This window comes from Bacillus sp. BB51/4 (assembly GCF_008368845.1).
GTDB lineage: Bacteria > Bacillota > Bacilli > Bacillales > Bacillaceae_G > Bacillus_A > Bacillus_A wiedmannii.
The window spans coordinates 272,269-298,310 of record NZ_QOSC01000013.1; the positions used below are offsets into that span (position 1 = coordinate 272,269).

General features: G+C 34.9%; 26 protein-coding genes and 6 pseudogenes. 17 read left to right on the forward strand and 15 right to left on the reverse strand.

The features are described 5' to 3' along the window. Window positions 1-247: 247 nt before the first annotated feature. The 3 genes from DN392_RS18650 (at window position 248) to DN392_RS18660 (ending at window position 2,678) form a co-directional block, all read left to right on the forward strand. Window positions 248-445 carry a PspC domain-containing protein gene (locus DN392_RS18650; protein ID WP_000737851.1) on the forward strand — a complete coding sequence of 66 codons (198 nt, stop codon included), beginning with the start codon at window positions 248-250 and terminating at the stop codon, window positions 443-445. Between the two features lie 486 nt (window positions 446-931). Next, entirely contained in the window at window positions 932-1,675 is a 744-nt protein-coding gene (locus tag DN392_RS18655) for an amidohydrolase family protein (RefSeq protein ID WP_001217843.1), read from the forward strand. Between the two features lie 85 nt (window positions 1,676-1,760). Continuing rightward, on the forward strand, window positions 1,761-2,678 hold the full coding sequence (locus DN392_RS18660) for an AEC family transporter (protein WP_000497511.1): 918 nt from the start codon (window positions 1,761-1,763) through the stop codon (window positions 2,676-2,678). Window positions 2,679-2,901: 223 nt separating this feature from the next. Here DN392_RS18660 and DN392_RS18665 read toward each other — a convergent pair whose 3' ends face one another. Genes DN392_RS18665 through nirB form a run of 5 tightly spaced genes read right to left on the reverse strand, consistent with a single transcriptional unit; the run spans window position 2,902 to window position 8,293 of the window. Next, window positions 2,902-3,372, reverse strand: a complete 471-nt coding sequence (locus tag DN392_RS18665) for a precorrin-2 dehydrogenase (RefSeq protein ID WP_000272176.1) — start codon at window positions 3,370-3,372, stop codon at window positions 2,902-2,904. Further along, on the reverse strand, window positions 3,365-4,075 hold the full coding sequence (locus DN392_RS18670; protein WP_000676445.1) for a sirohydrochlorin chelatase: 711 nt from the start codon (window positions 4,073-4,075) through the stop codon (window positions 3,365-3,367). The genes DN392_RS18665 and DN392_RS18670 overlap by 8 nt, the downstream gene beginning before the upstream one ends. Further along, a complete protein-coding gene (locus DN392_RS18675; RefSeq protein ID WP_001014922.1) occupies window positions 4,072-5,496 on the reverse strand; it encodes a uroporphyrin-III C-methyltransferase in 1,425 nt (474 codons plus the stop codon). The genes DN392_RS18670 and DN392_RS18675 overlap by 4 nt, the downstream gene beginning before the upstream one ends. A gap of 58 nt (window positions 5,497-5,554) precedes the next feature. Beyond that, window positions 5,555-5,872, reverse strand: a complete 318-nt coding sequence (nirD, locus tag DN392_RS18680) for a nitrite reductase small subunit NirD (RefSeq protein WP_000616689.1) — start codon at window positions 5,870-5,872, stop codon at window positions 5,555-5,557. Window positions 5,873-5,887: 15 nt separating this feature from the next. Next, a complete protein-coding gene (nirB, locus tag DN392_RS18685) occupies window positions 5,888-8,293 on the reverse strand; it encodes an NADPH-nitrite reductase large subunit (RefSeq protein ID WP_064469589.1) in 2,406 nt (801 codons plus the stop codon). A 212-nt stretch (window positions 8,294-8,505) separates the two neighbouring features. On the opposite strand from nirB, the pseudogene DN392_RS18690 reads away from it, so the two are divergent. Continuing rightward, window positions 8,506-8,964: pseudogene (locus DN392_RS18690) on the forward strand (IS3 family transposase); the annotation flags it as partial. Between the two features lie 117 nt (window positions 8,965-9,081). On the opposite strand, the gene DN392_RS18695 reads toward DN392_RS18690, so the two are convergent. After that, window positions 9,082-9,363 (reverse strand): hypothetical protein, encoded by a 282-nt coding sequence (locus DN392_RS18695; RefSeq protein WP_064056664.1) that lies wholly within the window; start codon window positions 9,361-9,363, stop codon window positions 9,082-9,084. A 128-nt stretch (window positions 9,364-9,491) separates the two neighbouring features. Here DN392_RS18695 and DN392_RS30905 point away from each other — a divergent pair. The 3 genes and pseudogenes from DN392_RS30905 to DN392_RS31405 all read left to right on the forward strand — a co-directional run. Continuing rightward, window positions 9,492-9,645 (forward strand): annotated as a pseudogene (locus DN392_RS30905) (IS6 family transposase); the annotation flags it as partial. A 2-nt stretch (window positions 9,646-9,647) separates the two neighbouring features. Beyond that, window positions 9,648-9,815 (forward strand): IS3 family transposase, encoded by a 168-nt coding sequence (locus DN392_RS31400; protein WP_429786212.1) that lies wholly within the window; start codon window positions 9,648-9,650, stop codon window positions 9,813-9,815. Further along, window positions 9,779-10,006 (forward strand): annotated as a pseudogene (locus DN392_RS31405) (IS3 family transposase); the annotation flags it as partial. The gene DN392_RS31400 and the pseudogene DN392_RS31405, both read left to right, overlap by 37 nt. Window positions 10,007-10,063: 57 nt before the next feature. On the opposite strand, the gene ric reads toward DN392_RS31405, so the two are convergent. After that, window positions 10,064-10,771: an iron-sulfur cluster repair di-iron protein gene (gene ric / locus DN392_RS18710; protein WP_071742716.1), complete on the reverse strand. Its 708-nt coding sequence runs from the start codon at window positions 10,769-10,771 to the stop codon at window positions 10,064-10,066. Between the two features lie 199 nt (window positions 10,772-10,970). Further along, window positions 10,971-11,870, reverse strand: a complete 900-nt coding sequence (locus tag DN392_RS18715; RefSeq protein WP_472926191.1) for an excalibur calcium-binding domain-containing protein — start codon at window positions 11,868-11,870, stop codon at window positions 10,971-10,973. A gap of 202 nt (window positions 11,871-12,072) precedes the next feature. Between DN392_RS18715 and exsG the strand changes: the two genes are divergently transcribed. The 3 genes from exsG to DN392_RS18730 all read left to right on the forward strand — a co-directional run bounded on the left by exsG (window position 12,073) and on the right by DN392_RS18730 (window position 14,472). Then, window positions 12,073-12,225 (forward strand): exosporium protein ExsG, encoded by a 153-nt coding sequence (exsG, locus tag DN392_RS18720; RefSeq protein ID WP_000395678.1) that lies wholly within the window; start codon window positions 12,073-12,075, stop codon window positions 12,223-12,225. A 215-nt stretch (window positions 12,226-12,440) separates the two neighbouring features. Next, window positions 12,441-12,650 (forward strand): hypothetical protein, encoded by a 210-nt coding sequence (locus DN392_RS18725; protein WP_000830260.1) that lies wholly within the window; start codon window positions 12,441-12,443, stop codon window positions 12,648-12,650. 238 nt (window positions 12,651-12,888) lie between these two features. Then, the gene (locus DN392_RS18730; protein WP_370512828.1) at window positions 12,889-14,472 is read left to right on the forward strand and encodes an esterase/lipase family protein; all 1,584 of its coding nucleotides are present in this window, start codon (window positions 12,889-12,891) and stop codon (window positions 14,470-14,472) included. A 184-nt stretch (window positions 14,473-14,656) separates the two neighbouring features. Here DN392_RS18730 and DN392_RS18735 read toward each other — a convergent pair. Beyond that, window positions 14,657-15,240: pseudogene (locus DN392_RS18735) on the reverse strand (preprotein translocase). Window positions 15,241-15,714: 474 nt separating this feature from the next. Between DN392_RS18735 and spoVS the strand changes: the two are divergent. Further along, window positions 15,715-15,990 carry a stage V sporulation protein SpoVS gene (gene spoVS / locus DN392_RS18740; RefSeq protein WP_000427789.1) on the forward strand — a complete coding sequence of 92 codons (276 nt, stop codon included), beginning with the start codon at window positions 15,715-15,717 and terminating at the stop codon, window positions 15,988-15,990. Between the two features lie 96 nt (window positions 15,991-16,086). Here spoVS and DN392_RS18745 read toward each other — a convergent pair. Beyond that, a pseudogene (locus DN392_RS18745) lies at window positions 16,087-16,383 on the reverse strand (YxiF family protein); the annotation flags it as partial. Between the two features lie 46 nt (window positions 16,384-16,429). Between DN392_RS18745 and DN392_RS18750 the strand changes: the two are divergent. The 4 genes and pseudogenes from DN392_RS18750 to DN392_RS30910 form a co-directional block, all read left to right on the forward strand. Next, window positions 16,430-17,539, forward strand: a complete 1,110-nt coding sequence (locus DN392_RS18750) for a tail fiber domain-containing protein (RefSeq protein WP_002108434.1) — start codon at window positions 16,430-16,432, stop codon at window positions 17,537-17,539. Between the two features lie 93 nt (window positions 17,540-17,632). After that, a complete protein-coding gene (locus DN392_RS18755; protein ID WP_064056669.1) occupies window positions 17,633-18,058 on the forward strand; it encodes a phage holin family protein in 426 nt (141 codons plus the stop codon). Next, the gene (locus DN392_RS18760; RefSeq protein ID WP_071742711.1) at window positions 18,058-19,086 is read left to right on the forward strand and encodes a GH25 family lysozyme; all 1,029 of its coding nucleotides are present in this window, start codon (window positions 18,058-18,060) and stop codon (window positions 19,084-19,086) included. The genes DN392_RS18755 and DN392_RS18760 overlap by 1 nt, the downstream gene beginning before the upstream one ends. A gap of 12 nt (window positions 19,087-19,098) precedes the next feature. After that, window positions 19,099-19,167 (forward strand): annotated as a pseudogene (locus DN392_RS30910) (N-acetylmuramoyl-L-alanine amidase); the annotation flags it as partial. Between the two features lie 177 nt (window positions 19,168-19,344). On the opposite strand, the gene DN392_RS18765 reads toward DN392_RS30910, so the two are convergent. The 5 genes from DN392_RS18765 to DN392_RS18790 all read right to left on the reverse strand — a co-directional run bounded on the left by DN392_RS18765 (window position 19,345) and on the right by DN392_RS18790 (window position 23,383). Then, on the reverse strand, window positions 19,345-19,827 hold the full coding sequence (locus DN392_RS18765; RefSeq protein WP_002192948.1) for a hypothetical protein: 483 nt from the start codon (window positions 19,825-19,827) through the stop codon (window positions 19,345-19,347). 14 nt (window positions 19,828-19,841) lie between these two features. Continuing rightward, window positions 19,842-21,470 carry a T7SS effector LXG polymorphic toxin gene (locus DN392_RS18770; protein ID WP_083569008.1) on the reverse strand — a complete coding sequence of 543 codons (1,629 nt, stop codon included), beginning with the start codon at window positions 21,468-21,470 and terminating at the stop codon, window positions 19,842-19,844. Beyond that, complete coding sequence (locus DN392_RS18775) at window positions 21,467-21,829, reverse strand: DUF3958 family protein (RefSeq protein WP_064449672.1); 363 nt, start codon at window positions 21,827-21,829, stop codon at window positions 21,467-21,469. Before DN392_RS18775 ends, DN392_RS18770 begins: the two co-directional genes overlap by 4 nt. A gap of 40 nt (window positions 21,830-21,869) precedes the next feature. Then, window positions 21,870-22,145 (reverse strand): TIGR04197 family type VII secretion effector, encoded by a 276-nt coding sequence (locus tag DN392_RS18780; RefSeq protein WP_000529672.1) that lies wholly within the window; start codon window positions 22,143-22,145, stop codon window positions 21,870-21,872. Between the two features lie 482 nt (window positions 22,146-22,627). Continuing rightward, the gene (locus tag DN392_RS18790; RefSeq protein WP_088321156.1) at window positions 22,628-23,383 is read right to left on the reverse strand and encodes a hypothetical protein; all 756 of its coding nucleotides are present in this window, start codon (window positions 23,381-23,383) and stop codon (window positions 22,628-22,630) included. A gap of 109 nt (window positions 23,384-23,492) precedes the next feature. On the opposite strand from DN392_RS18790, the gene DN392_RS18795 reads away from it, so the two are divergent. Then, window positions 23,493-24,140, forward strand: a complete 648-nt coding sequence (locus DN392_RS18795; RefSeq protein WP_000165959.1) for an HD domain-containing protein — start codon at window positions 23,493-23,495, stop codon at window positions 24,138-24,140. After that, the gene (locus DN392_RS18800; protein ID WP_000783162.1) at window positions 24,137-26,032 is read left to right on the forward strand and encodes an ABC-F family ATP-binding cassette domain-containing protein; all 1,896 of its coding nucleotides are present in this window, start codon (window positions 24,137-24,139) and stop codon (window positions 26,030-26,032) included. Before DN392_RS18795 ends, DN392_RS18800 begins: the two co-directional genes overlap by 4 nt. The last annotated feature ends 10 nt before the right edge of the window (window positions 26,033-26,042 follow it).

The window sequence follows — 26,042 nt, forward strand, 5'->3', positions numbered from 1 at the left end:
TATTTTGGTATGGTTCTTTTAGTAATAGGCTCCAACATGTTTTTTATTGATATCTCAACAAACGCTTGTTTTCTAAAATAATGTGGTTTTAAAATGAAAAAAAGAAGGCTTATGGGATTTTATGTTAAAATATAGATGTCAGGTGTTATTCAATTAAAGGGCAGGTTAGTTAAAGAAAGTTTAAATTTCTTCCAAAGATCGAACTAATTTTTAACATACAAATATTTAATTGAATCGGGGTGTTTAGATGAAAAAATTATATAAGTCTACTCAAGATAAACAAGTATCAGGTGTATTAGGTGGTTTAAGTGATAAGTATGGAATTGATGTTAGTATCCTTCGTATAGTAACTGCATTATCAGCCTTTTTTTCTAGCGGATTTACAGTGTTACTTTATATAATAGCTGCAATTGTTTTGCCTACAGATAAAGATATTAAGAGATAAATGTATGAACTTAAATCTAATTCAACAATCGAGAACTCAGTTTATTGTCTATTGAAAGTTTCCAAAGTAAAAGCAACAGTACGATTGTTATAAGACTGAAATGAACAACCGAAAAATCCTCATAAAACATTCGGAATATAACGAGAACGAAAGTAATAACTTTTGAATGAAACGATGACTATTGATCGCTAACGAATCGATAAATAGTCGCTCCTTTCTAAAAAACTATATATTTATATATAGAAACATATATAAATATCCCGAAATTATAAAAATATATGACGGTATTTATAACAAGAAAAAACTTCATATTTTTTAGGGCCAGATTTTTTGGTAAGGCTAATGGATATTGTGAAAAAGTACACTTAAAATAAAGAATAAAGTTTAGGTCGATAAGATAAGATTATGAATTTGTATAAATAATCCATAATTTTCTTTATGAGTCATATTTGATATGTTAAAGAAAAGAGAGGGGAGGGAAATGAAATGAGAATTTTTGATGCACATTTTCATATTATTGATTTTAATTTTCCGGTTATTGAGAACCAAGGATATTTTCCGCCCAACTTTATTGTAGAAGACTATCAGAATGAAACTCCTAATTTGAATGTAATTGGTGGAGCGATCGTATCTGGTTCTTTCCAAGGGTTTGATCAAGAATATTTATTAAAGGCACTAAAACAGTTGGGTTCAACATTTTGTGGCGTAACACAATTACCTTCTACAGTGACGGATGAAGAAATACTAAATTTAAATGAAAATGGGATAAAAGCATTACGTTTTAATATTAAAAGAGGTGGTTCAGAAGATTTATCGAAGTTGGATTACTTTGCTAGAAGAGTTCATGAATTAGTAGGATGGCATAGTGAGCTTTATATGGATGCAAAAGAGTTGCCCGAAATTGCATCCACTATAGAAAAGTTACCAGCTATATCAATTGATCATTTAGGGTTATCAGAAGAAGGTTTACCACATTTATTAAAACTAGTTGATAAAGGGGTACATGTGAAAGCTACTGGTTTTGGTCGTGTCGAATTAGATGTTGAGAATGCCTTAAAGTCGATTTATGAAGTTAACCCAGATGCACTTATGTTTGGAACAGATTTACCATCTACCAGAGCGAAAAGACCTTTTGAGTATGCAGATATCAAATTGATTCAACAGCTATTTGATGAACAAGCTACCGATAACATCCTGTATACGAATGCTTTTAAATGGTATTTTAGGTAGCGTCAGGGTCTACATTTGAATTAAATGTGTCCATATTTTTTAAAGTGTTTAATCCAAATAAAATATATTTAGAATGAGGTTTTAAATGTTTGTTTTTATTATATTAGACGTAATATTACCAATATTAATATTGATGCTAATTGGTGCAATCTTACAAAGAAAGTTCCAATTTAACTTAAAGCAGCTATCTACACTTATTACTTATTGCTTGATGCCAGCAGCTGTATTTGTGAATATATATGATATTAGTATAGAAACAGGTTTGTTGCTCCAGATAATATACTATTTAATGCTTTACAGTCTGAGTGTGATGATAGTAAGTCATTTCATTTCAAAAACATTAAAGTTAGAAAAAGGAGAAAGTGCAGCTCTAAAAAATAGCATTTCGTTAATGAATTCCGGTAATTATGGATTACCAGTAAGTCAATTGATTTTTAGTCACAATCCAGTGGGGGTTTCCATTCAAATTTTTATTGTTATTTTTCAGAATATTTTAACTTATTCGTATGGGATATATAACTTACTATCAGCAACAAAAACAATCGGAAGTATTATTCGATCATTTCTAAGACTGCCTGTGTTTTATGCACTCATATTAGGGGTTCTCTTTCAATCTTTTACAATTCAAATACCTAATTCTATCTTTCTACCTCTTAATCAGCTTGGGAATAGTTTTGTTGCAATAGCACTCATATTGCTAGGAGCACAATTATCCAACATTAAGCTTAATTTTTTCCATCGAGTCATAACATGGGCTTTAATTGGAAGGCTACTGATGGGACCATTATTAGCACTTGCCATGATCTACCTACTAAACATTGATGGTATTGTTGCACAATCATTATTTATTGCAAGTTCTTTTCCTACTTCAAGAAATACATCAACCATTGCTATGGAGTATCAAATAGAGCCTGAACTACATGCACAAATCGTTTTATTTTCAACACTTTTCAGCATAATTACAGTAACTGTCGTTATTTATTTGTCATATATTTTGTTTTGAATATACGTTTAAAACCGAATAGATTTGAGGCGGTAAATGATGGACGGAAATCCCATCGATATGAGAGGAAAACAGTCTTTGATATATTAGGTGTCGTTTACAATTGTACCATGCCTGATAATCAAGCGGCTTAATTCAAAAAAGGAACCAATACAAAAAGAACAAACGCTTCTAAAAAACGTTTGTCCAAAGGGAATTACTATTTTAGCTAAGAAATAGATTATTATTTGTGAGTACGAGAAAGCTTTTTTATAAGTTTAGGAAATATAGATGTTAGTTCCTGCTTCAAACGCTTTGTAAACGATGGATCTTTACCTGAAGTTGAAATCGTTACAACATATTCACCATTTCGTATGACACCCGGTGTGTGAAACGATGATTCTGTACCATCACTTACAACGTTAACCCATTGAAAATCATGGGCAGCTTGTTTGACCATCATATTCACATCATGTTGATTTGTAGCTGCGTAAATAAGGTGAGCATCTTTAATATCATCATTACTAAAAGTTTTTTGCTTCCAAGTAATAAAAGGTAGTTCCTTCATTTCCTCGCAAATTTCTGGGCTGACAACGGTCACAAAAGCGCCTGTATCTTTTAATCCAGACGCTTTTCGATATGCAATTTTACCTCCACCAACTATAACAACTACTTTTTTATTTAGATTAAGCATAAGAGGGTACATGTCATACATACACACATTCCTCCATTCGTTCTAATAATGTCAATTTCATATATGTATCAAACTGAAGACAGTTACAAGTCGTGATGTGAGCATATTTTTTTGTATGCAACTTAATTTTTTGAAGCAACAGTCCGGTAAAGAGAAGATACGGCATGACATATACATGGGATGCCGTAGATGTTATAGTCTTGAGCTCAGCAGTAAAAGAGGGTGTTCCTTTCGTTAAAAAGGAGCACGATACTTGCATACCGAGTTTTCGTTCGACAGCAGCTCCGATTTGTTGTAACTCATGTATCGGCTGTGGATCACTACTGCCTCGTCCTACGAGTAAAATACTACTATCTTGCTTTGGCATAGCTTCACGTATTCTTTTTACTACAAGTTCAACCATATGTGGATGCGTACTAAAAGGTGGTACAACTGAAAATGTTATTTGAGGATATTTCTTTTGTAGTTGCTCTATTTCAAAAGGAATATCACGTTTATAGTGAGCTGCTGCAAATAATAAAACAGGTACAATCATTATTTCAGTTGCGCCCTCTAGTATCGTTTCTGTAACTGCATCTTGAATGGTAGGTGTCGTTAGTTCTAGGAAAGCTATTTTTTGAATCTGTTCGTTACGTTCTTTCATAACAGATTGAATAAAGTGAATGAATTGTTCATTACCTTCTTGCAGGCGACTACCGTGTCCAACATATACAATTCCTTTCATTGTCCCACCATGTCTTTCTTCATAATCATGTCTTGTAATTGTTGATCTACGTTATGAAACCCGACTTTCTTCGCATAGTGTAAAGTTGGAATATCGGTATATGAGAAGGGAAGAGTAAGAATATCGATAAAGCCAAGGCGTTTTATTTCTGATAGAAATGTATCAATTGAGGCACGCCCTTCAAATACAATACTATCCCATGAGAATTCAGAAAGCATACGAGAATGGACTTCATCGAAACGATGATCAATTGTATACGCATGAGTCATCATATATGACCCGGCACCAATTTTCTCTTGAATAAAAGCAATCCGATTAATATTTCTGCCTAAATAAACAGTAGTATCGGAAGAGAACTCTGCTTGTTTACTTAGTAGCCCATATTGCATCAGTTTTTCTTGAGTGGCAACGTTCAAATATTGCAGTTTCGCCTGTAAGGAACGAACATCTTTCTGATGTTTACTACATGATCGCATCAATATTTCTACACTTTCAGCTGAACAAAAAACAAGGCGATCAACGTTAAAAATTTCATTGATTTGTTCAAATGTTAATGTGTATTCTTCCTTTTTGAAAGTTGGAATTTGATATATTTCTGCACCGGCTTCTTGTAACTTTTGCACCATTGAACTTGTTTTATTTGTTGCGGATGCAAATAAAACTTTTTTACCGTGTAATGGTTTACATTCTTTCCAAGCGATTTGATTACGTAAGGAAACGACATCACCAACAATTGTCATGGCTGGATTTGAAATATTCTCGTTTTTGACGATAGGAACAATGGTTGAAAGTGTTCCTGTGACAACGCGCTGCTTTCCGGTTGTACCCCATTCAATGACGGCTACTGGCGTATCTTTTTTCTTTCCTGCTTGTAGTAAGTTTTCACAAATTGTAGGTAAGTTTTTTATACCCATGTAGTAGGCAATTGTGTCGCTATTGTGGGATGAATTATATTTTCCATGATCGGTTAAAGGGCCTTTTGCATGCCCAGTTAATAAAGTGACGCTATTACTGTAGTTACGGTGGGTGAGGGGGATACCTGCATAGCTACTAGCGGCGATGCTAGATGTAATACCTGGTACGATTTCATATGGAACGTTCGCTGCTGCTAAAGTTTCTGCTTCTTCACCAACGCGGCCAAAAATAGATGGATCTCCGCCCTTTAATCGGACAACGATTTTTCCTTCTTGTGCGAATTGAAGGAGGTGGGCGTTAATCATTTCTTGTCGCATAATATGATTCTTTGGCATTTTGCCGCAATAAATAAGTTCACATGTTTCTTTTGTATAACTAAGAAAGAAAGGGTTTAATAAACGGTCATATAAAACGATATCTGCACGCTTTAAACAATCTATCGCTTTCTTTGTAATAAGCCCTTCATCACCTGGTCCTGCACCAACTAAATATACATATCCGTTCATAATCGCACCTCTTCTATTTTTATTTAAAAGGAAGCCAGAGGAGGCTTCCTTTCGTAAATTACATGTTTATATAAATGTCACCATCAATAACTTCTACTTCGTATGTTTGGATACAGCCGTCATCAGGTTTTTGAACTTCACCTGTTATTAATGAGATTTTCCAATCATGCAGTGGACAAAAGACGAATTCTCCAGATACAATTCCTTCTGCTAACGGTCCGTTTTTATGAGGACAACGATTTTCTACAGCTCGAATATCTCCATTTGAAAGGCGGAATAGGGCGATAGACATACCTTTCATTTGCACTTCTTTACCGATTTGAATAGGAAGGTCTTCCGCACGCATAACTTTTATTTTTTCTTTCGTTTGTATCATATAGATCACAGCTCCTTATTTCACAGTTTCTACTTCATACATCGCTTTTAATGACTTCGTTTCTAGTGCTTGTCCCCACGCTTCCGTATATGTGCTACGAGCTGTTTGGAAGCGTTCATTTAGCGTAGTCACCATACTTGCATCTTGTAGTATTTCTTTTATGTGATCGAAGCCTAAACGTTCTGTCCAGTAGGCAGTACGCTCTCCATAAATACCAGTTTCACGATAATATTGCATGTAAGCTGTAGCGATGCGAAGGACATCATCTTCAGTTGGGACAATCATTACAAAATCAGCTTCGCGTACTTCTGTACCACCATTTCCGCCAATATAAAGTTGGTATCCATTTTCGACACAAACAACGCCAAAATCTTTCGTTAGTACTTCCGAACAGTTACGAGGACAGCCCGTTACACCCATCTTCATTTTATGTGGTGTATCTACCATTTCTAATGATTGTTCAAGTAGCATACCAAGTCCTAATGAATCTTTCGTACCGAAACGGCAGAAGCGAGAACCAACACATGATTTTACATTACGAAGAGATTTTGAATACGCATATCCCGAAGTCATATGTAAGTCAGCCCATACGTTAGGTAAATCTTGTTTTTTTACACCGTATAAGCCAATTCGGCTCGCACCTGTAATTTTCACAAGAGGGACGTCATATTTTTTCGCAACTTCAGCAATTTTCATTAAATCATCAGCTGTTGTAACGCCTCCGTACATACGTGGAATAACAGAAAATGTACCATCGTGTTGAATGTTACCATTCATTCTTTCATTAACGAAACGAGATGATTTATCATCTTCATATTCTTCTGGAATCGCCATCCGTAAGTAGTAATTTAAAGCAGGGCGACATTTTGAACAGCCGTCTTCATGTGCAAAACCAAGAACATTGCGTACTTCTTTTGGAGATTTTAAGCCTTTCTCGTGAATGGCGGCTACGACTTCATCACGTGATAAAGTTGTACATCCGCACATACCAGCAGACTGCGCAGAAGCATCAAAAGCATCTCCGAGTGTATGAGATAAAACTTGTTCCACAAGCGGACGACATTTACCACAAGATCCTGCGGCTTTCGTGCAGCCTTTTACTTCTTCAAAAGTAGTTAACTCTTGCTCTAAAATGGCATGAACGATTGTACCTTTCGTAACACCATTACATCCACAAATCGTGTCATCTGCACTCATTGTAGCAACGTCAAGTTCACTTTCTTCACCAGCTTTGTGAAGAAGGGAAGCGGCTGTATATTCTTGTATATCTTCTTCTTTCTTTAACATGCTAAAGAGGCGTGTGCCATCAGCTGTGTCACCATATAAAACGATACCGACGACTTTATTATCACGAATTAATACTTTTTTATAGGAACGTTTACATTCATCAAATATTGAAATTGCTTTCGTCTGATCATCTTCATAAATTTGGCCAGCAGAGAATAAATCACAACCAGCAACTTTTAATTGCGTACCGACGATACTGCCCGTATATCCATCAGTTTGTAAATTCGTTATATGTTTCGCTAATATTGCGCCTTGTTCATAAAGAGGGGCAACAAGTCCATATGCGATACCATCATGTTCTGCACATTCGCCAACTGCATAAATGGATTCATCATTTGTAAGCATATAGTCATTGACTACAATGCCTCGATTGACAATGAGACCAGCATCTCTTGCTATTTTCGTATTTGGCCGTATTCCGACAGCCATTACGATTAAATCACAATCTACAACTTCACCATCTTCAAATTGAATGCCCTCAACATGTTCTGTGCCAAGAATTTTTACAGTTTTCTTTTCCATTAAAAACTTCATGCCTTGTGCTTCTAAATCTTCACGCAGAAGAGAAGCTGCTTTCGTATCTAGTTGTTGCTCCATTAAGCTAGGCATTAAATGAACAACATGTACGTCCATTCCTAAGTCAATTAGACCTCTTGCGGCTTCTAAACCGAGTAACCCGCCACCAATGACAACGGCCTTTTTCTTTTCTTTAGCGGTATCTATCATAAATTGTGTATCTTCAATAGTTCGAAATCCTGTTACACCAGAAAGAGTGGAACCTTCAACAGGTAAAATAAAAGCGCTAGAACCTGTTGCGACAATGAGTTTGTCATATGTAACAGTACGATTCTTTTCTGTGATAATGATTTTTTCTTCACGGTTAATACTCTGAACTCTTTCATCTGTATACAAGTTTATTTCGTTCTCCTCATACCAACTGTATTCATTCATAATGATATCTTGCATATTTGTTTTTCCTTGTAAAACATGAGAGAGCATAATGCGATTGTAGTTTGGATGCGGTTCATCTCCAAAAATAGTAATCTCATATAAATCACTATCATGTTTTAATATTTCTTCGATACAACGTATGCCAGCCATACCATTTCCGATCATAACTAAACGTTTTTTCATTTTCGTTTCCCCTTTTTATGTGAAATATTGAACAAAGGATTATATTTTTATTATAGAAAATTAAATAAGGGGGAGATGTGATATTTATCACATTTTTATAATGATTCACAAATTGTTAAAATTCGGATTTATGTGAAGAGATGAGTGAAAGGGAATTTTTTATGTGGGTAGATAGGTTAGGTGGGGGAGTGAAGAGACACCCACCTAATTAAAAATTTAAATTATGCGGTGAGAAACTCTACTTATCACCGATGTTAGACTTATTTAACGGAGAGATTATTGCGTATACCATTGACTCAAGACCAACCTATTCACTTGTCTCAAGGATGTTAGGGAAGTCTTTTCAACAATTGACGGAAGGAGACAACCTCCTTATTCACTCTGATCAAGGCTGGCACTATTAAATGAAGAAGTATCGTTATGCCTTAAAAGAACGCAAGATTACTCAAAGTATGTCCCGTGAAGGGAACTGTTACGATAATGCGGGTATTGAGAGTTTTTTTGGTATTATGAAATCTGAATTTCTTTACCTAAAAGATTTTGAAAGCATAGAACACTTTAAACAAGAATTTGAAAAATATATCAATTAGTATAATCACAAACGAATTAAGGGAAAATTAAAAGGCATGAGTCCGGTACAATACCGAATTCATGCCCTAAAGGCTGCCTAATGAAACGACCTGTCTAACTTTATGGAGTCAGTTCAATCCAATTGTGTTCGTTGTATTTGCTGCAAAGAGGAGACACATCAAGTGTCTTCTTTTGTCTGTATTCGCGTACATTATTATTTATCTATGACCATGACCGAAATGTCCGCCACCGAACCCACTGCCAAATCCGCCACCAAATCCGCCACCAAATGGTGGAGTAACAGGTATTAATAAACCACCAGGGCCAGGTCCATGTACTCCACCCATTCCTCCGCCCCATGGACTAATAGGTACTAATGCACCAGGACCATGTCCATATGGGTCTGGATAATGAACATCGTAATGGCAGCTACCTGGTCCAAATGGACAGTGAAGATCTACATGTGGTCGGGGATAAGATGAATATCCATTGTTGTTCATAATAAAATTCCTCCTAAAATAAAAAAATTAAAGTTCCTGTTTTAAACTATGTCTTTAAATTTTGGTGTGTATAGGTTTATTGATAGGTCAGACAAGCCAAAATTTAAAAACAGAAGGATTTTTTATGATACACTTTGGATATCTCAACCCCGAAAAACACGAAATCATTAGGCGGCATATACCTTTATGAAAAGGTTAGTAAAAACGTTTGAAGAACCAACAGTCCTCATTATAGATAAGGCACCCACATTAATTTGTACGTTCAAGAAATTAAAGGAAAAGGATTGATTCGAACCATTTATGACGAACATGATGGGCTTTATGGTTATCGTCGTATTCGTGATGAACTTACGAATCGCGGACGTACAGTAAATCATAAAAAAGTGTATCATATCATGAAGGAATGGGGATTAAAATGTCTCGTAAAGGAAACTGTTACGATAACGCAGTGATTAACAACTTCTTTGGCATCATGAAGTCAGAATGTCTGTATCGAAAAGAATTTAAGAGTATAGAACATTTTAAGAAAGAACTAGCAAAATATATAAAGTACAATAATCATAAAAGAATTAAGGCAAAACTAAAGGGGCATGGGCCCGTTACAATACTGGACCCATGCATAAAAGGTTGCCTAATGAAATAATCTGTCTAACTTTATGGGGTCACTTCAAAGCATGTATACTCATGTCCTGCACTGTATTTAAGCTTTCTTAATGGCACGTGGAAATAAAATATTATTTTCTAAATGAATATGCTCAAATAAATCAGACTCTAGCGATTCAAGACGTTGGTAGACAAGTCGATAAGTACCGCAAGCGCCTTCTGGAGGAGTAAAGTCATTTGTCACTTTACGAAGTTCTTTTATAATATTTCCAGCATGATTATGCTCATTTTCTAGTTCATCTACTACATTACGTAACTTTGCATAATTTTCATCAGTTGGATTTTGTTCAAATTCTAAAATTAATGGGAAGTCTTCCGTTTCTTCTTTAATTAAATGCTGTTCTAATTCCATCTTTAGTTCATGAAATAGCTTATGAATTTGAGCTAAATGAGGCTGACTTGCTCCATGAACACGTAACACTTTCGTCACATAAGGACTTAATTGTGGCAACTCTTCATTTAAATAACGATGATGCTTATTTATAACATAATCAATCAATTCGCGATAAGAAGCACTTTTCCAATCAATTTCAGATTCATTTAATCGTTTCGTATTATGATAAAGCGTATTTAACTCTGTAATTACTTCATCCGCCGATAAATTTCTTTCATGAATTGCATCAATAAGTGGCTTATTACCACCACAACAAAAATCTATTCTATATGATTTAAAGAGATCACTAGCTTTCGGAAATTGTGTGACAATCTCACCAACAATTGAAGTTTCAGTAAATGTATGTTCCATATGAATGCCTCCATAAAGTTTAAATGTAATATCTAAATTAAGAATAGCGATAAATGAAAAACAATGTGGTGATTGAAATCACTTATAATGTGTCAGTTTTGAGAATAATAGGAGTGTTATAAACGGAAGAGAGAGGAGGTAATTAGTCACCATACTATTTGATAAAAAAAGAAGCTTATTAGAAGCTTCTTTTTTATTACTATTTTTCACATGCAACTCCATCGCCATCACGATCAAGTTTAGAGCTATAACCGGGTTGCTCTCTATATAATGGAGCTTTTCCAGCATTTTTAACTTCAGTACAATTTTTGTAAGTTACATTACTATTGTTACTTGCAGCAGGTTGTGTTTGAGCTTGCTGTGCTTTTTTCTGTTCCTCTTGTTGTTTACGAGCTTGTTCATCAGCTTGGCGTTTTTGCTCTTCTTGTTGCTTACGAGCTTGTTCATCAGTTTGGCGTTTTTGCTCTTCTTGTTGTTTACGAGCTTGTTCATCAGCTTGGTGTTTTTGCTCTTCTTGTTGTTTACGAGCTTGTTCATCAGCTAGACGTTTTTGCTCTTCTTGTTGTTTGCGAGCTTGTTCATCGGCTAGACGTTTTTCATCCTCTTGCTTACGAGCTTGCTCTTCGGCTTGGCGTTTTTCATCCTCTTGCTTTTGAGTTTTCTCGTCCGCTTCTTTCTTTTTATCATCTTTTTTCTCTGCCTTATTAGAAGCGACTTGTTTATTTGTTGCTGTCGTCTTTTCAGAAGAAGGAGCTGAAATACTTGATAATGCAACAAAAATGACAAATAAAATAGCAGTGATAATAAATTGTTTTTTTGCTACACCTGTCTTTTTAATTACGGATAAGATTGCTAGAACAAGGAAAAAAATAAATAAAATTAAACTTAAAGTAGCAAAAAAATCGATGACTGGGTGTTCAGATTTTGTAGTGCCCATTCCTATTAAGAGAATTGAAATCATAAAAAGAATAACAGTAGGACGACCATATTGTTTTGCTTTTCCATTTTTCTTAAAGAATGAAATGATACATAGTATTAAAAGAATAAAAGCAATAAAAAATAAAGCTGCACCAATATTACTCAAAATCGCCATTTTTATACCTCCATTTGTAAGATTTTCACTATTGATTATATAGGAACTTATTGGATATTACACGATTTATATAAATTTAGAAAATTAGTATTTTTAATAGACTTATAAACATTTATTTCGTATATAAGGAAAAATAGATATATTTCCTATTACATTTTTAAAGAGAATTCATAAAGTATAATATATAGATTGAAAGGAGGGGGTTTAAATGGAATTTCAATTATTGGTAACTTGTATATTACAAGAAGGTAATGCTTTCTTTTTAGTAACGAAAGTAGACGATGTTATTACGTTAAAAGTACCGATTACTGCGGGAGTAGCAGGTTTATTCTTAGCTTTAGGTGTACCAAGATGTTCTTAATTTAAGTTTCTAGAGTAGAAGGGAAGGGATATACCTTTCTCTTCTACTCTTACATAATATGATTATGTAAACTAAGATATGTTTTGTAATAGCACGTTTAAAATGGACATGCATATACTATAATGTTTCATTGGATGTTAGTGATGAAAGGTAGTTTTCACACGTGAATGTAGTGATGTTCATTAAGTTATGAAATTAAAGAGGTGCTATTATATATGAAAAGAAGAACATTGGATATTCCAGTTACATTGCGAAGAGAGTGGTTTTTAATAGAATTAGCCCATTTAACGAAAAAATATGGAATTGAAATTGCAACTAGCAAAATGGAAGCTGCACCGTTTTTAAGAGATCAAGTTACGGAATCAAAAATAGGATCAGGGCTCCAATACGATAAATATGATGATGAGTATATCATTGATTTATAAGAAAGAAGCTGCGTATAAAAGGTTATGAAATAGACCTTTTATACGCAGCTTTTTTAGCTAGAAATATGTTGAGAAATTTTTAATGAGCTTAATAGGAAAAGGAATGAATACATGTTGAGAGAATAACGTTTCATAAGAAAGGACAGTTACTATTTATTTCACCTGCAAAAATAACTAGAGTAAAATAGTGCTTCCTTTCAAAAAAGGGGGAATGTTAATGAGGATTTTGAAAAGGTGTATGTTATTATTTCTCGCATTTTTTATTATAACTCCGATGGCTGTTAGTACGAAGGTAGAGGCGGAGGAAGTAAAAGAAATTAAAACGGGATTTCCAGATAAAGAAGTATTTACACCTGGAGAATGGTTTTTAGGTCAAAAACCTGCTAATTACGATGAGAATAAGCCTCCAATTCTTTTTGTACAAGGAAGGAATGGGAATGCTGATAGTTGGTATGGAAAGACAGTGTATCACGATATAAATGATATGTATGACTATGCTTTAAAAGCAGGCTATCAAACAGTATTTATACAATTATATGATGCTGCTGGGAAAGGGTCAGCTAGTCAGTGGGACAACGGAAAATTGTTAGCACAAAAATTAGAAGAAATATATAATCACTTCGGTAAAAAAGTTAATATTGTAGCACATAGTAAAGGCGGTATCGATACACAGGCTGCATTAGTAGGATATGGTGCAAATCGATTTGTAGGAAATGTTATTACGCTTGCGACGCCACATCAGGGCTCAAATTTAGCGGACTTATCATATAGTTGGTGGGCAGGATGGCTGGCTTCTATTTTAGGTCAAAAAGATGATGGTACGTACTCATTACAAATGGGCGAAATGGCAAAATTTCGTTCAACGATTGATAATAATCCAGCAGCTAAATTAAACCGTTACTATACGGCTACTGGGACTAGCTGGGGACCAGTATTTTCTGCGCTATCTATGGGCGGGTTATATTTGTCATCATACGGTTCAAATGATGGACTAGTAAATGAGTGGAGTGCTAAGCTGCCATATGGAACGCATTTATTTACAGATTCCAGATTTGATCATGATAATATACGAAAAGGATCTTCTGTTTTCTCTCGAATTGAACCATATTTACGTACAGCAAGTGTAGCCGTACCGGCTTTAGTAGCATCCAGCACTAGTTCAAATGAAAATATAGAACAATTAAATACAACTTCAAATCAAAACATATTAGGAGGAGAATTGCCACAAAATCAGTGGATAGAGCAAACTGTTACGGTTGATAAAAAAGCTGAAGGAATAGTTTCTATCTTAACAGCGTCTTCGGATGTAGAAGTACAAATGATGTCTCCAAAAGGAAAAATGTATACAAATAAGGATAGCGTTATTACTACTGGTGAAGGTGAATCTTTCTTTGGTGGTGCGACAATTAGAACATTTAAATTTGATAAAATGGATGTAGGAGAATGGAAAGTTAAAATGATGGCGAAGCAGTCGAAAGATGCATTTTTAATCGTAAGCGATTACAATAGTGGTGCACCATTTGTTCTCCAAATGCCTACAAAAGTTAAAGTGAATAAATCTGAGTATAAACTGAAAAAATCACCTGTGGCACCTGAAATGAAAGGGGATCTTTCTATAACAGTAAGAGTAGTTAATAAAGAAGGGAAACTAGTCTCTGAATACAATGAATTACAAAAGGGTAATAACAATACGTTTACTGGTGCTTTGAAGGACATAAAGCAACCAGGAGTATATAACGTTACGATGGATATAAAAGGGACGAATAAAGAAGGACAACCGTATAATCGTACAATTGTTAAGTCGGTTTATGTGGAGAAGTAAGAAAGAATGAGAAGTTTTTAATATAAAAAGTACCGAACTTTTGTAGTAGAAGAGTTCGGTACTTTTTTCATGTTTATTAGATTAACAGAAACGTACAATGGAATTTATGTTTGATTATAGGAATTAAAAGAGCATTATTCAATAAAAAAGATGCTGAAATAGCATCTGAATGTGAAGAGGATTATTAACTTAGTTTTATAACTGTTAATTCAACTGAATTAATACCATTATCACAAGTTGCAATACTTTGACGATTAAAACCACTATTATTTTTCAGTTGAAGAGTGGAATTAGCTGTCACTGTAACAATCGTTTCGCCTGCTAGTTGAAGACATTCGTTATTTGATGAAGTATTCATTTGGAAAGCGAAATCACCTTGACTATTAGCAAGTGGATTATTATTTAAAAATATAGTCATGACTGGAATATGTGGAAATACAGGATTTGAAGTAGTGTTAATCGTTGAAATGAAAGAAACTCTATAATCACCAGCTTGACTAAATTGTATAGTAGTAGGATTTAGTAAGGAAACTCCTCCTGCTATAGGGCCAACGTGATTAAATGGAAAAGGATCGCCAAAAGGGACAGTTATAAACTCAGTTTGCCAAAAAGTGCCGTATGCTGGACAGCTTTTTTATGTGAATGGTCGCATGAACATTTTTTATAGGAGCTAGAAGAGGAGTTGCATGAACATTTTTTATATGAACTGGAAGAAGAGTTACATGAACATTTTTTATTTGAATTTGAAGAATGATAGTATGAACCCAATATATTACCTCCTATTATGAATGAAGTGTATACTCATAGTATTTTATGCTTGTCTTATATAAAAGGTGATAGATTTGGAGTATAAAGTGCTAATACGATGAAATGTAGTAATAGAATAGTAGCTGTAACGATTTTGAAGAAGACAAGGTTGATGTTTTGGTGGAAATATCAGTGGAATATCTTGAAAGATTGAAGTAAAGCGGGCACTCATATTTTACATGTGAAAGTAAAACCATTATCCTCAGTTGCAATGATGTGATCGTTTAAGTGAATGTCTATTTTGAAGTGTTTGTATATTAGAGTTTGTGGTTATTATCTTTTATTTACGTAGTGGGGCAGGAAGAAGACGAAAAGTATCGAATGAATGTACATATGTAGCATTGTTTGCTTTTGGTGTGAATAGTAATAAAAGATACGTTGAAATATTTTAAACCGTAACAAAAGAGCGATTAAATAATAGAGGGAGCAACTTACATGGAAAATATATTAAAGGTATCTTCAAAATCAAAACCAAATTCAGTAGCAGGTGCAATAGCTGGTGTACTAAGAACAAGTGGCAATGTGGAAATTCAAGCGATTGGGGCGGGTTCTATAAATCAAGCGATTAAAGCAATTGCAATCGCAAGAGGATTTGTTGCTCCAAGTGGTATTGATTTGGCCTTTGTTCCAGCATTTCAAGAGGTTACTATTAATGATCAAGAAAGAACGGCGATTAAATTAATTGTAGGTCCTAGGAAGAGAAGGTCTTAAAAGAAAGTGTTGATATGAATAATTTGGAAAGGTTGATAGATAAAGTAATAAAAAGACCACTCTCATTTTTGAAGTGGTCTTTTGTATTTTCGTATTTCATATTGTGGATACGCCCCACATACTGAATTCGTAGTGGTGTTCAGTGCGCTCAATAACAATCCCGAATTCTAAATCGTCCCCAACTAATACAAAATCTGCATATCCAGTTAGAAATCTTGATATGGTTGATAACGCTTCTAAATTCTCAAATACTTCAGCAATGTTCAGTTTAACTGCTTCAAATTTACCACCCTTAGAGAAAAAGAGTCTCCCTTGATTAACTGGAAATTTAATAGTTTTAGCTATTTCTTTTAACAATGCTATTGATAGTATTCTGTTTTCTTCACAAGGGGTAACTATTCAAACAGCACCTCAAGGATCAGGAGCTAATCAAATCCGCTTGAATGCTCAGAACATGACTTTATACGGCAGCAATCAGGCTCGTGGTTACTTTGGTTTTATTAACCGTACAGATAGTAATATTCAGTCTGCTCTAATCTTAGGTAATGATTATGCAAGTTCAGGAACCCTCAATGGTTCTTTAGTACTTGATCAAACTACAATTGCAGGTACTCAATGGACTAACTCAGTTGCTTCTATTGGAATTGTTACTGGTAGAAGTGGGAATGACATCTTGAAATCAAGTTACATTAATTTCTATCGTTACGATGGAGGAATGGAGCTCAAGTCTCAAGGTGAATTCAAGATTACGAATGATAACGGAAACGTGAACTTACATGCTAATGCTACAGGATCAACAACTGGTTTTATAAATTTAAGCGCTTCTAAGGATATTAACTTTACTTCTAAACGTGGCTATTTTAATTTCTACACAAGTGAGAATAAGTCATTCCCAGCAATGGTAATTAAAGATTTAGCTTCAACAAATCAAGGTGATGTAGATTTCAACTTTGCAAATCAGCTTACGCTTAGAGTGGCAAGGCATCCTGATTATGTGGGGGACGGATTGCAGATTAAAAATGGAACAGGAACTTCTTGGGGAAACATGAAACTAGGCATATTACGAACAATAGGGAACATTGGCTGTAATGCAGATGTGTATGCAAAGAATTTCATTAATACGTCTACACGGAAAGTTAAAACGAACATCGAAGATTTACCTTTCTCAGCACTAAAAAAAGTTAATAACTTAAGAATTAAACAATATAATTTAATCTCTGATGTTGAAAAATACAATGCAGGTGAAATTGATGTTTTACCTGTAAATTACGGTATGATTGCAGAAGATACTGATGAAGTATTCACAACAAAAGAAAAAGATGCAGTCACACTCTATGACTCTGTTTCTATTACAATGCAAGCGGTTCAAGAATTAGACTGGAAAGCAGACAATATGCAGTTTGATATTGGAATGTTAAAGCAAAAACTTGAAGGACAAAGACTTAAGGAGGTGGAACAAGAAAAACGAATAATGACTTTAGAAGAATTAGTAGGGAAATTGATAAATGAAACAACAACTAAAAATATAACACAAACAGAGCAGCCATAAGCTGTTTTTTATTTTGCACAAAATACGGCTTTTATAGATTAAGAGGGTCACAAAATGTGGTCCTCTATTTAATTTAAATAAGGAGGTAAAATAGTGGATCGAATCGATGTATTATTAAAAGCTTTTATTGCAACTTTTGGTGCCTTCTGCGGGTACTTTTTGGGAGGATGGGATACAACATTGAAAATCTTAGTTACGATGGCAATCATTGACTATCTTACAGGAATGATTGCAGCAGGATATAACGGAGAGTTGAAAAGTAAAGTTGGATTCAAAGGCATCGCCAAAAAGGTGGTGCTTTTTCTTTTGGTTGGAGTGGCAACTCAATTAGATACAGCACTCGGAAGCAATAGTGCTATTCGTGAAGCTACAATCTTTTTCTTTATCGGAAATGAGTTGCTATCACTTTTAGAAAACGCTGGACGTATGGGAATCTCACTTCCACAAGCTTTGACAAACGCGGTTGAAATTTTAGGTGGTAAACAAAAACAAGAAGATAAAAAGGGAGATGTTCAATAATGAAAAAACATATTATCGATATTTCAAAATGGAATGACAGTATTAATTGGGATGTATTAGCTCCTCAAGTTAGTTTAGCGATTTGCCGTGTTCAATATGGATCAGATACAGTAGATGTATTATATAAACAACATGTAGCGCAATTAGAGAAACGTGGTATTTCACATGCTGCCTATGCGTATGGATGCTATGTTTCTGTTAATGATGCAATTGTGGAAGCGAACGATTTTATGAAAAGAACAAATTCAAATGCTAAATTCTTAGTGCTAGATTGTGAGGATGATACATTAAAAAGTTGTGGCCCCGACAATCTAGCAGCTGCTTCTCAAGCTTTTATTGATACATGTAAAGCGGCAGGCTGGAAAGTCGGATTTTATGTATCACATCATATGTACAATCAATATGGTTTAAATAAGGTGAAAGCAGACTTTTTATGGATTCCTCGTTATGGAAGTAATAAACCTGCCTATGCGTGTGATCTATGGCAATATGCAGATGGAGAAACAGGCGGTTGGCTTGATGGTGTAGGAAAAGTTGACTTAAATGTTCTAAATGGAGACAAGCCATTATCTTGGTTTATTGGTGGTAATGAACTAAATCCAATTAACCCGATTGATCCAATTCAGCCTATTCAAAAAGAGGGCATTGGACATGCAACATCGAAATACGATGATGGTTATGGTGTGAATCTATATGAAAATCCTGCTGATCCTATTTTTGCTGGACGTATCACACAAAAAATCCCTTACTTAATCCATAAAGGATACTGGGGTGGTGGAGAGAAGAATATGATCTGCCTCGGAAATGAAAAACAGTGGGCTTACCTAAAACATTTTGATGTTCAATGGTTCTATGCATACACTAAATATTGGTCAGGGTATCAAATCCGAACTTACGATGGGCCGAGTGGCAATGACACTGGTTTTGTGGATGGAAGTGAGCCGTATCAGTTGTTTAATAGACAAGATGGGCATGTTGATATTGGTGGTAATCGTTGGATTCGTGAGGAACATGTAATTATTAAGTAATAGGTGGTTTCAAAAGTACACAACAACAAAGGTAAAACATACTATGTAACAGCAAATGAAGCCTTTGTATATGTGAAGTAGGAGTTACAAAAGAGCATTCACTAATTAAGGGGTGCTCTTTTGTATAATATATTTTTTACTGCTTGCTCAATCACTTTACACAAGTTGCTATACTCATCTATTCAGAAAGTTTGAAAAACATTTAGCTAATCAAGGCTTAAATTCCTAATACTAATATTAATTTACAAATTAATTTTTTTAAGAGTCAATTAGGTCTGTGTTGCAGCGCTTAAAGTGAATTTCATAACATTCTTCTTCAGAAAATATTTGTGCAATTTGCCCTGTACTCTTATCAGCAATTATAAATTCATTAGTTTCAGAAATGTCCCAAAGTTCCTCGATAGATTTTGTGAAATTCAATATTCTAACATTTGCCCATACCGGCTCTAAACAATTAGGAACTAATATAAAATATTCTGTTTTATGATTTGAAAAACTTAAAGAACCTAAAGAACTTTCAATCCATAAAATATACTTACTTTTAACATCACCAATAGGAATGTGAAATGTTGGATTAGAGTCTATATTACGAAACTGTTTCAATGCTGTGTCGAACAGTTTTATCCATTCAGAATCGGGATTTTCAAATTCAATAAGTTCTAAATTTGAAAATTGGCTAAAGACTTTTTTGGCACTGATTAATGCTTTTTTTCTACGAATCTTCTCATTTTGATATATCATAATTTCCCTGCCTCTCATTTGTTATAATAAATGTGATGATCGTTATTAGACCCGTAAATGTTAGAGTATCTTTCCTTCTTAAAATCATAAGTATACGGATTAGCGCCATCTTTTGGTTTACCTGCATGTGTATGTAATACGCCATCATTAATATGCTCAACAATAACTCGTTTACCTTGAGGGGTATCATATTCATAATAACGCCCATGGTGAGTGTGATTAGCACTATATTCATAGTTCTTTGATTCATACCCTTTTTTAGATATATCATCTCCTACTTGCCATTGGCGTGTAGGTTGTTGTGATTTAGGAATACCAGCTAAGTCTTTAGCTTTATTAAATGCAATTGTTCTATTTTCGACAATTTCAATATTCTTTTTAAGATTAGAATCCTTACCAATTTTATTGTTTAATCCCTTACTTTCTCCACTGTTTGCTTTGACAAAGAAATCTTTAATTGTAGGTGGTTCATTTTTGAATGAACTCATACCTGCAAAAGCATATGAAACATCTTTCTTAAAAGATTGTAAAATATCAGCTGTTTGCTTCAATTCTTTTACTAGCGTTACGCCTTTAGCTAATGTACTTGCTCCACCTGCTCCTTTTGTGACGAGGCCTGCTCTACCTAGTCCCTTATCGAGAATTAGACCAATGCCTATTTGTGTTAATCCATAAGTAGTCCATTGTGTAATGCTCTCTGCATCTCCATCTATTATATCTCGTTTCACAGTACTTGAAAATGCATGCCACATATTTTTTGTCGTTTCATCCAAATGTAAAATCGCATATGTAACATTAATAAAAGTTCCTATATCCATATTGCTTAAAGTTTCCATGGACTTGATTTCATCTTCAACAGCTTTCCCTGTTCCGATTACAGTACCATTCCACATCTTTTTTACTGTTTCGAACATTGTAACTACATCGTCTATCTTATCGTCCCAAGCCTTTCTAATCGGAGATTTCTTTTCTATCCTACCGCACATTTCTCCATCTTCAATTGAATTATCAGCCTGACGATTCCTATCTTCTGCAATCGCTTGAATAGAAGCCGCCCATTCCATATTCAACCCTTGTGTACTAAATGTACCACTAGCAGGACTAAAACCTTTCCCACTTTGGACTTCAGCAAGACCCGTCGCAATGATAGCGGCTAATTGAATTGCTGTATTATAGTTATTACTAGATGTTTGGTTGAACTGATACAAATGATCTAACTTTTCTTGAAGCTTGCGCCTCATGGCAATAAAAAGATTCGTCATAGCGTCCATACCCGGGATTGGCAAAGCTTGACTGATGGCTTCCATACTTGCCTTCATTCGGTCAATTTCTCGAATTTGTTCTAATATTTCATGTTCAATTACATCAGTTGAAGCTACCTGTGATTGAAATTGACTTGGAAAGGCATCATTCTGACGAATTAGTTCTTCACACAAGTAAATAATTCCTTGTGCTAATGGACGAAAGGTTTGTGCAAAGAATGCTTTTGCACTGCTATATGTTTGTCCTTGTAGAACAGTATCAATTGCAAAAGCATCAATCGACTGAATAGCTTGTTCCATACCTTGAATGGTAGCGGTACATACAGCGTTCATGCTTTGTGTTTGCGTATGTACTTCCCCTAGATACATATTCAAACTCATGAATTGACCTCCTTTGCTAGATTCTGTTTTTGATAGTAAAGGTCATTTTCTAAGTCACTAAGATTTCGTTTTTCCTTAAGTAATGTTTCTTTTTGATTTTCCAATTCGAAAGTAAGTTTTCGCTCAATATATTGTACATCTTGACTCATATTCATAAAAAACAATGACATTTCTCTATCTCTATGCCAAGTTCCTAAAATACGGTCAAACAAACGATGGTTTTGATTTTTCCATACATGAAAATCCTCTTCTACTTGTTCCTGTGTTTGAATCGCAGATTGATTCCGATTCTGTTCTTCAAATACACTTCGTAATTTTTGATTTAATTGATTCATTTGTTTTTCAATATCTTGACTCATCTTTTTCCTCCTACCGTTTTACTTTACGTAGGTTATCACATTAGCGAAAAATATTTTGAAGTTCTTTATCCATTCTCTCAAACTCGTTAGCTACCGAATGAATATTATCAACCGCTTGTTGAAAGGCTACAGAAAATTGTTTCGTCAAATCTAAAACTTGTTGGCTCGCTTCTTGTGCTTTGGAGTTAACAGATAGTGTTGTACGCGTCGCCTTTGTTATAGAACGACTTGTTGCACTTTGAATCCTGTCAGAAGCTGATCCCATTTTCGTAGCAATTTGTGTTGCTGTTTGTAAATTACTTTGGAATTGTCCCATCGTATAAACCCTTTCTATATTTCTATGAACGTATTAAAGAAGGGGAGTGCCTAGTATGTATGTCCATTATCCTATTGTTCTTTATAGGAACCCTCCTGGAAAAATATCGCGGATATAATTATAATAATAAATGGTTAAAGTTTCCTCAAAAAAATATATTTTCCAACATATGTGTTTGTTATAGTTCTCAATAGGTAATCCACGATAATACCTATTTATCAAGGGGATTGTAATACAAAATTTATTGTGGGAATTTATGTTGAATGAATGGTCTTTAAAATGAAAATCGCCCTAGTACAGTTTAATTAAAAGGATATTATTTGCTCACATTTTGCTCGCAAATAATATAAAAAAAACGCGAAAAAATATGAAATACCTCTTTGGAATAGAATATAATATAACAAATAAAAAGTGTCACAAATGCTTGTATAACAGGCATTTGTGACACTTTTATAGTTTTATATAATATAAAACGAACAACCCTAAAACTGCTCATTCTTCTCCCAAGATTCTACAATATAATGTGCAATCGTAGGATTGAATCCTTTCCCAACTAAAAACATAATTGCAGCAACTTCTGTTAAAGCATGTTTGTGTGATGTATGTTTTGCTTCATTTAAACCGTAATCTACCCAAGGTTTTACGAAATCTAGTACAGGTTTCTTTAAAGGTAAAAACTGTGTACCGACAAATTGTTGAATTTGTTGTTGTGTCGGTTCTGTAATTGATCCAGGTGGTAAGATTTGTGGCTGTGTAATATCGAATGTTGGTCCAGGAGGTAAAATTTGAGGTTGCGTTGGATCAATTGTTGGTGGTTTAGGTGGTGAAACACGCGCGTCATAGTTTGGTTGATACATTTGCGGCTGATATTGTGGTTGTTGAGGCTGAGTTGCGTATGGATTTTGTTGATATTGTTGTTCTTGATTTTGTGGTGCTACATATGGATTTTGCTGATACTGTTGTTCTTGATTTTGTGGTGTTACATATGGATTTTGCTGAAATTGTTGTTCTTGATCTTGTGGTGCTGCATATGGGTTTTGAGGATATTCATAATTAGGACGTGTGTCGAATGAATTTTGTTGATGATTAGCTTCTTGGTTTTGTTGTGATGCGTATGGATTTTGTTCATATTTTTGCTCTTGTAGCTCGTGTTCTTCATATTGCTCTGTGTATCTTTGGTCCTGTTGCTGAGGGTAAAATGGTTGTTGTGGATAAGGCGGTTGATTATTATAGAACATATTTATTCCTCCTCCATGATGATGCTTACCACTCAGTGTATGGGCGGACAAGAAAATATGTGATGAAAAAATGCGGGCGTGTTACAATAAGTAACTGGGTGAAGATAAAATGACAAAACAAGAAAAGATTCAAAAAACAATTACTTTTGTAAAACATATTTTAGAAAAAGATGCGAGTGGGCATGATTGGTATCATATTGAGCGCGTACATAAACTGGCGATTTCTTTATCCGAGCAAGAAGGGGGAAATCGTTTTATAATTGAAATGGCAGCATTACTTCACGATGTGGCAGATGAGAAGCTAAATGAGAGTGAAGAAGCAGGAATGAAAAAAGTTTCTGATTGGTTAGAAGAGTTACATGTGGAAGAAGAGGAAAGCAAACATGTTCTTCATATCATCGCCAACATGTCTTATAAGGGTGGTCATGGTGGCAAAGTGAAGTCACTTGAAGGGGAGATTGTTCAAGATGCGGATCGCTTAGATGCTCTTGGAGCAATTGGAATAGCTCGCACATTTGCGTATGGTGGAGCAAAAGGGAGATTAATGTATGATCCAACTATTCCTCCGCGTGAAGTGATGACGAAAGATGAATATAGAAAAAATAACGATCCATCTTTAAATCATTTTTATGAAAAACTTTTGAAACTAAAAGACTTAATGAACACGAACGCAGCAAAACAAGAGGCTGAAGTTCGTCATCGTTATATGGAACAGTTTATTGAACAATTTATGAAAGAGTGGAATGCACAAATATGAAAATGTTAACTGTGGAAAACTTATCGAAATCATACGGAGAAAAACCGTTATTTGATGGATTATCATGTAGTATTACAGAAGGACAACGTGTCGGAATTATTGGTGTAAACGGTACTGGTAAATCGACATTATTAAAAATTATTGCAGGGTTAGAAATTCCTGATATAGGTGATATGACGCATTCACGTGGGTATACAATTAGTTATTTATCACAGCAACCAGAGTTTGATGAAAAGCTTACTGTATTAGAGCAAGTGTTCCATGGTGATACACCTTTAATTCGTCTTCTTCGTGATTATGAACAATCGTTATTAAATATCGAAAAAGATCCAAGTAATGAAAAAGTACAGGAACAATTATTTGCAGTGCAGCAACGTATGGATGCGATGAGTGCATGGGAAGCAAATGCGAATGCAAAATCGTTATTAACGAAATTAGGAATTACAGATTTCACTGCAATTGTTGGGAATTTATCTGGTGGACAGAAAAAACGTATCGCAATGGCACAATGTTTTATTGAAACACCTGATCTATTAATTTTAGACGAGCCTACGAACCATCTGGACCATGAGACAGTGGAATGGTTAGAAGAATATTTAGCAAGATATACAGGTGCTGTATTACTTGTAACCCATGATCGTTATTTCTTAGATCGTGTAACGAATCGTATTTTCGAATTAGATAATGGAAAGCTATATAGTTATGAAGGAAACTATAGCACGTTTTTAGAAGCGAAAGCTTTGCGTGAGGAGCAAGAAATTGCGCAAGAATCAAAACGTCAAAACTTATATCGTCGTGAACTAGCGTGGATCCGCCGTGGTGCAAAAGCCCGTTCTACGAAACAAAAGGCGCGTATTCAGCGTTTTGATGAGCTAAAGGGACAAGAAGGCCCAGCTGCAAAACAGTCAGTTGATATTGCACTTAGCGGTAGCCGCCTTGGGAAAAAAGTACTTGAGTTAAAAGATGTAACGAAAAAATTCGGTGATAAAACGGTATTACACAACTTTAATCATATTGTGAAACCAGGAGATCGTATCGGAATCATTGGAGCGAATGGAAGTGGGAAATCTTCTCTTTTAAATATGCTTGCAGGTAAGCTATCTCCTGATAGTGGTGAAGTTGAAGTAGGGCAAACTGTAAAAGTTGCTTATTATACGCAAGAAAATGAAGAGATGAATTTAAATCAGCGTATGATTGAATACATTAAAGAGATTGCAGAAGTTATTCATACGACAGACGGAAAAGTAATTGGTGCATCTCAAATGCTAGAACGTTTCTTATTCCCGACGCATTCACATGGCACACCGCTTGGTAAACTATCTGGTGGCGAGAGAAGACGTTTATACTTATTACGTATATTAATGGGGGAACCGAACGTACTATTACTGGATGAGCCTACGAATGATTTAGATACACAAACATTAACAGTGTTAGAAGATTATTTAGAAGATTTTCCAGGTGTCGTTTTAACTGTATCGCATGATCGTTATTTCTTAGATAAAGTAGTAGATGAGTTGTTCATCTTTGCGGGAGAAGGAGAAGTGCGCGAATTTCTAGGGAGTTATACGGATTATTTAGAAATGGAAAAAACGAGAGAACTTATTGAGAAAGCGGAAGTGCAGAAAGAGAAAAAAGTGGTAGAAGAAGCTCCGAAACAACAACGTAAACGTAAACTTTCATACAATGAGCAGCGTGAATGGGAAACAATTGAAGATACAATTGCCGAACTAGAAGAGAAAATTGAGTCAATTGGAGAAGAACTTGCGAAAGTTGGATCTGACTTCACAAAGGCACAAGAATTATCTGAAGCACAGCAGAAAACAGAAGAAGAGCTAGAAAAAACGATGGAAAGATGGAGTGAACTATCAGACATCGTTGAAGGATTAAAATAAAAACAAGCTG

Bases quoted from the DNA above. Each gene is read 5' to 3' on its own strand.
- DN392_RS18650 (WP_000737851.1), top strand. From the start codon at position 248: ATGAAAAAATTATATAAGTCTACTCAAGATAAACAAGTATCAGGTGTA.
- DN392_RS18655 (WP_001217843.1), top strand. From the start codon at position 932: ATGAGAATTTTTGATGCACATTTTCATATTATTGATTTTAATTTTCCG.
- DN392_RS18660 (WP_000497511.1), top strand. From the start codon at position 1,761: ATGTTTGTTTTTATTATATTAGACGTAATATTACCAATATTAATATTG.
- DN392_RS18665 (WP_000272176.1), bottom strand. From the start codon at position 3,372: ATGTATGACATGTACCCTCTTATGCTTAATCTAAATAAAAAAGTAGTT.
- DN392_RS18670 (WP_000676445.1), bottom strand. From the start codon at position 4,075: ATGAAAGGAATTGTATATGTTGGACACGGTAGTCGCCTGCAAGAAGGT.
- DN392_RS18675 (WP_001014922.1), bottom strand. From the start codon at position 5,496: ATGAACGGATATGTATATTTAGTTGGTGCAGGACCAGGTGATGAAGGG.
- nirD (WP_000616689.1), bottom strand. From the start codon at position 5,872: ATGATACAAACGAAAGAAAAAATAAAAGTTATGCGTGCGGAAGACCTT.
- nirB (WP_064469589.1), bottom strand. From the start codon at position 8,293: ATGAAAAAACGTTTAGTTATGATCGGAAATGGTATGGCTGGCATACGT.
- DN392_RS18695 (WP_064056664.1), bottom strand. From the start codon at position 9,363: ATGAACAACAATGGATATTCATCTTATCCCCGACCACATGTAGATCTT.
- ric (WP_071742716.1), bottom strand. From the start codon at position 10,771: ATGGAACATACATTTACTGAAACTTCAATTGTTGGTGAGATTGTCACA.
- exsG (WP_000395678.1), top strand. From the start codon at position 12,073: ATGGAATTTCAATTATTGGTAACTTGTATATTACAAGAAGGTAATGCT.
- DN392_RS18725 (WP_000830260.1), top strand. From the start codon at position 12,441: ATGAAAAGAAGAACATTGGATATTCCAGTTACATTGCGAAGAGAGTGG.
- DN392_RS18730 (WP_370512828.1), top strand. From the start codon at position 12,889: ATGTTATTATTTCTCGCATTTTTTATTATAACTCCGATGGCTGTTAGT.
- spoVS (WP_000427789.1), top strand. From the start codon at position 15,715: ATGGAAAATATATTAAAGGTATCTTCAAAATCAAAACCAAATTCAGTA.
- DN392_RS18760 (WP_071742711.1), top strand. From the start codon at position 18,058: ATGAAAAAACATATTATCGATATTTCAAAATGGAATGACAGTATTAAT.
- DN392_RS18765 (WP_002192948.1), bottom strand. From the start codon at position 19,827: ATGATATATCAAAATGAGAAGATTCGTAGAAAAAAAGCATTAATCAGT.
- DN392_RS18770 (WP_083569008.1), bottom strand. From the start codon at position 21,470: ATGAGTTTGAATATGTATCTAGGGGAAGTACATACGCAAACACAAAGC.
- DN392_RS18775 (WP_064449672.1), bottom strand. From the start codon at position 21,829: ATGAGTCAAGATATTGAAAAACAAATGAATCAATTAAATCAAAAATTA.
- DN392_RS18780 (WP_000529672.1), bottom strand. From the start codon at position 22,145: ATGGGACAATTCCAAAGTAATTTACAAACAGCAACACAAATTGCTACG.
- DN392_RS18790 (WP_088321156.1), bottom strand. From the start codon at position 23,383: ATGTTCTATAATAATCAACCGCCTTATCCACAACAACCATTTTACCCT.
- DN392_RS18795 (WP_000165959.1), top strand. From the start codon at position 23,493: ATGACAAAACAAGAAAAGATTCAAAAAACAATTACTTTTGTAAAACAT.
- DN392_RS18800 (WP_000783162.1), top strand. From the start codon at position 24,137: ATGAAAATGTTAACTGTGGAAAACTTATCGAAATCATACGGAGAAAAA.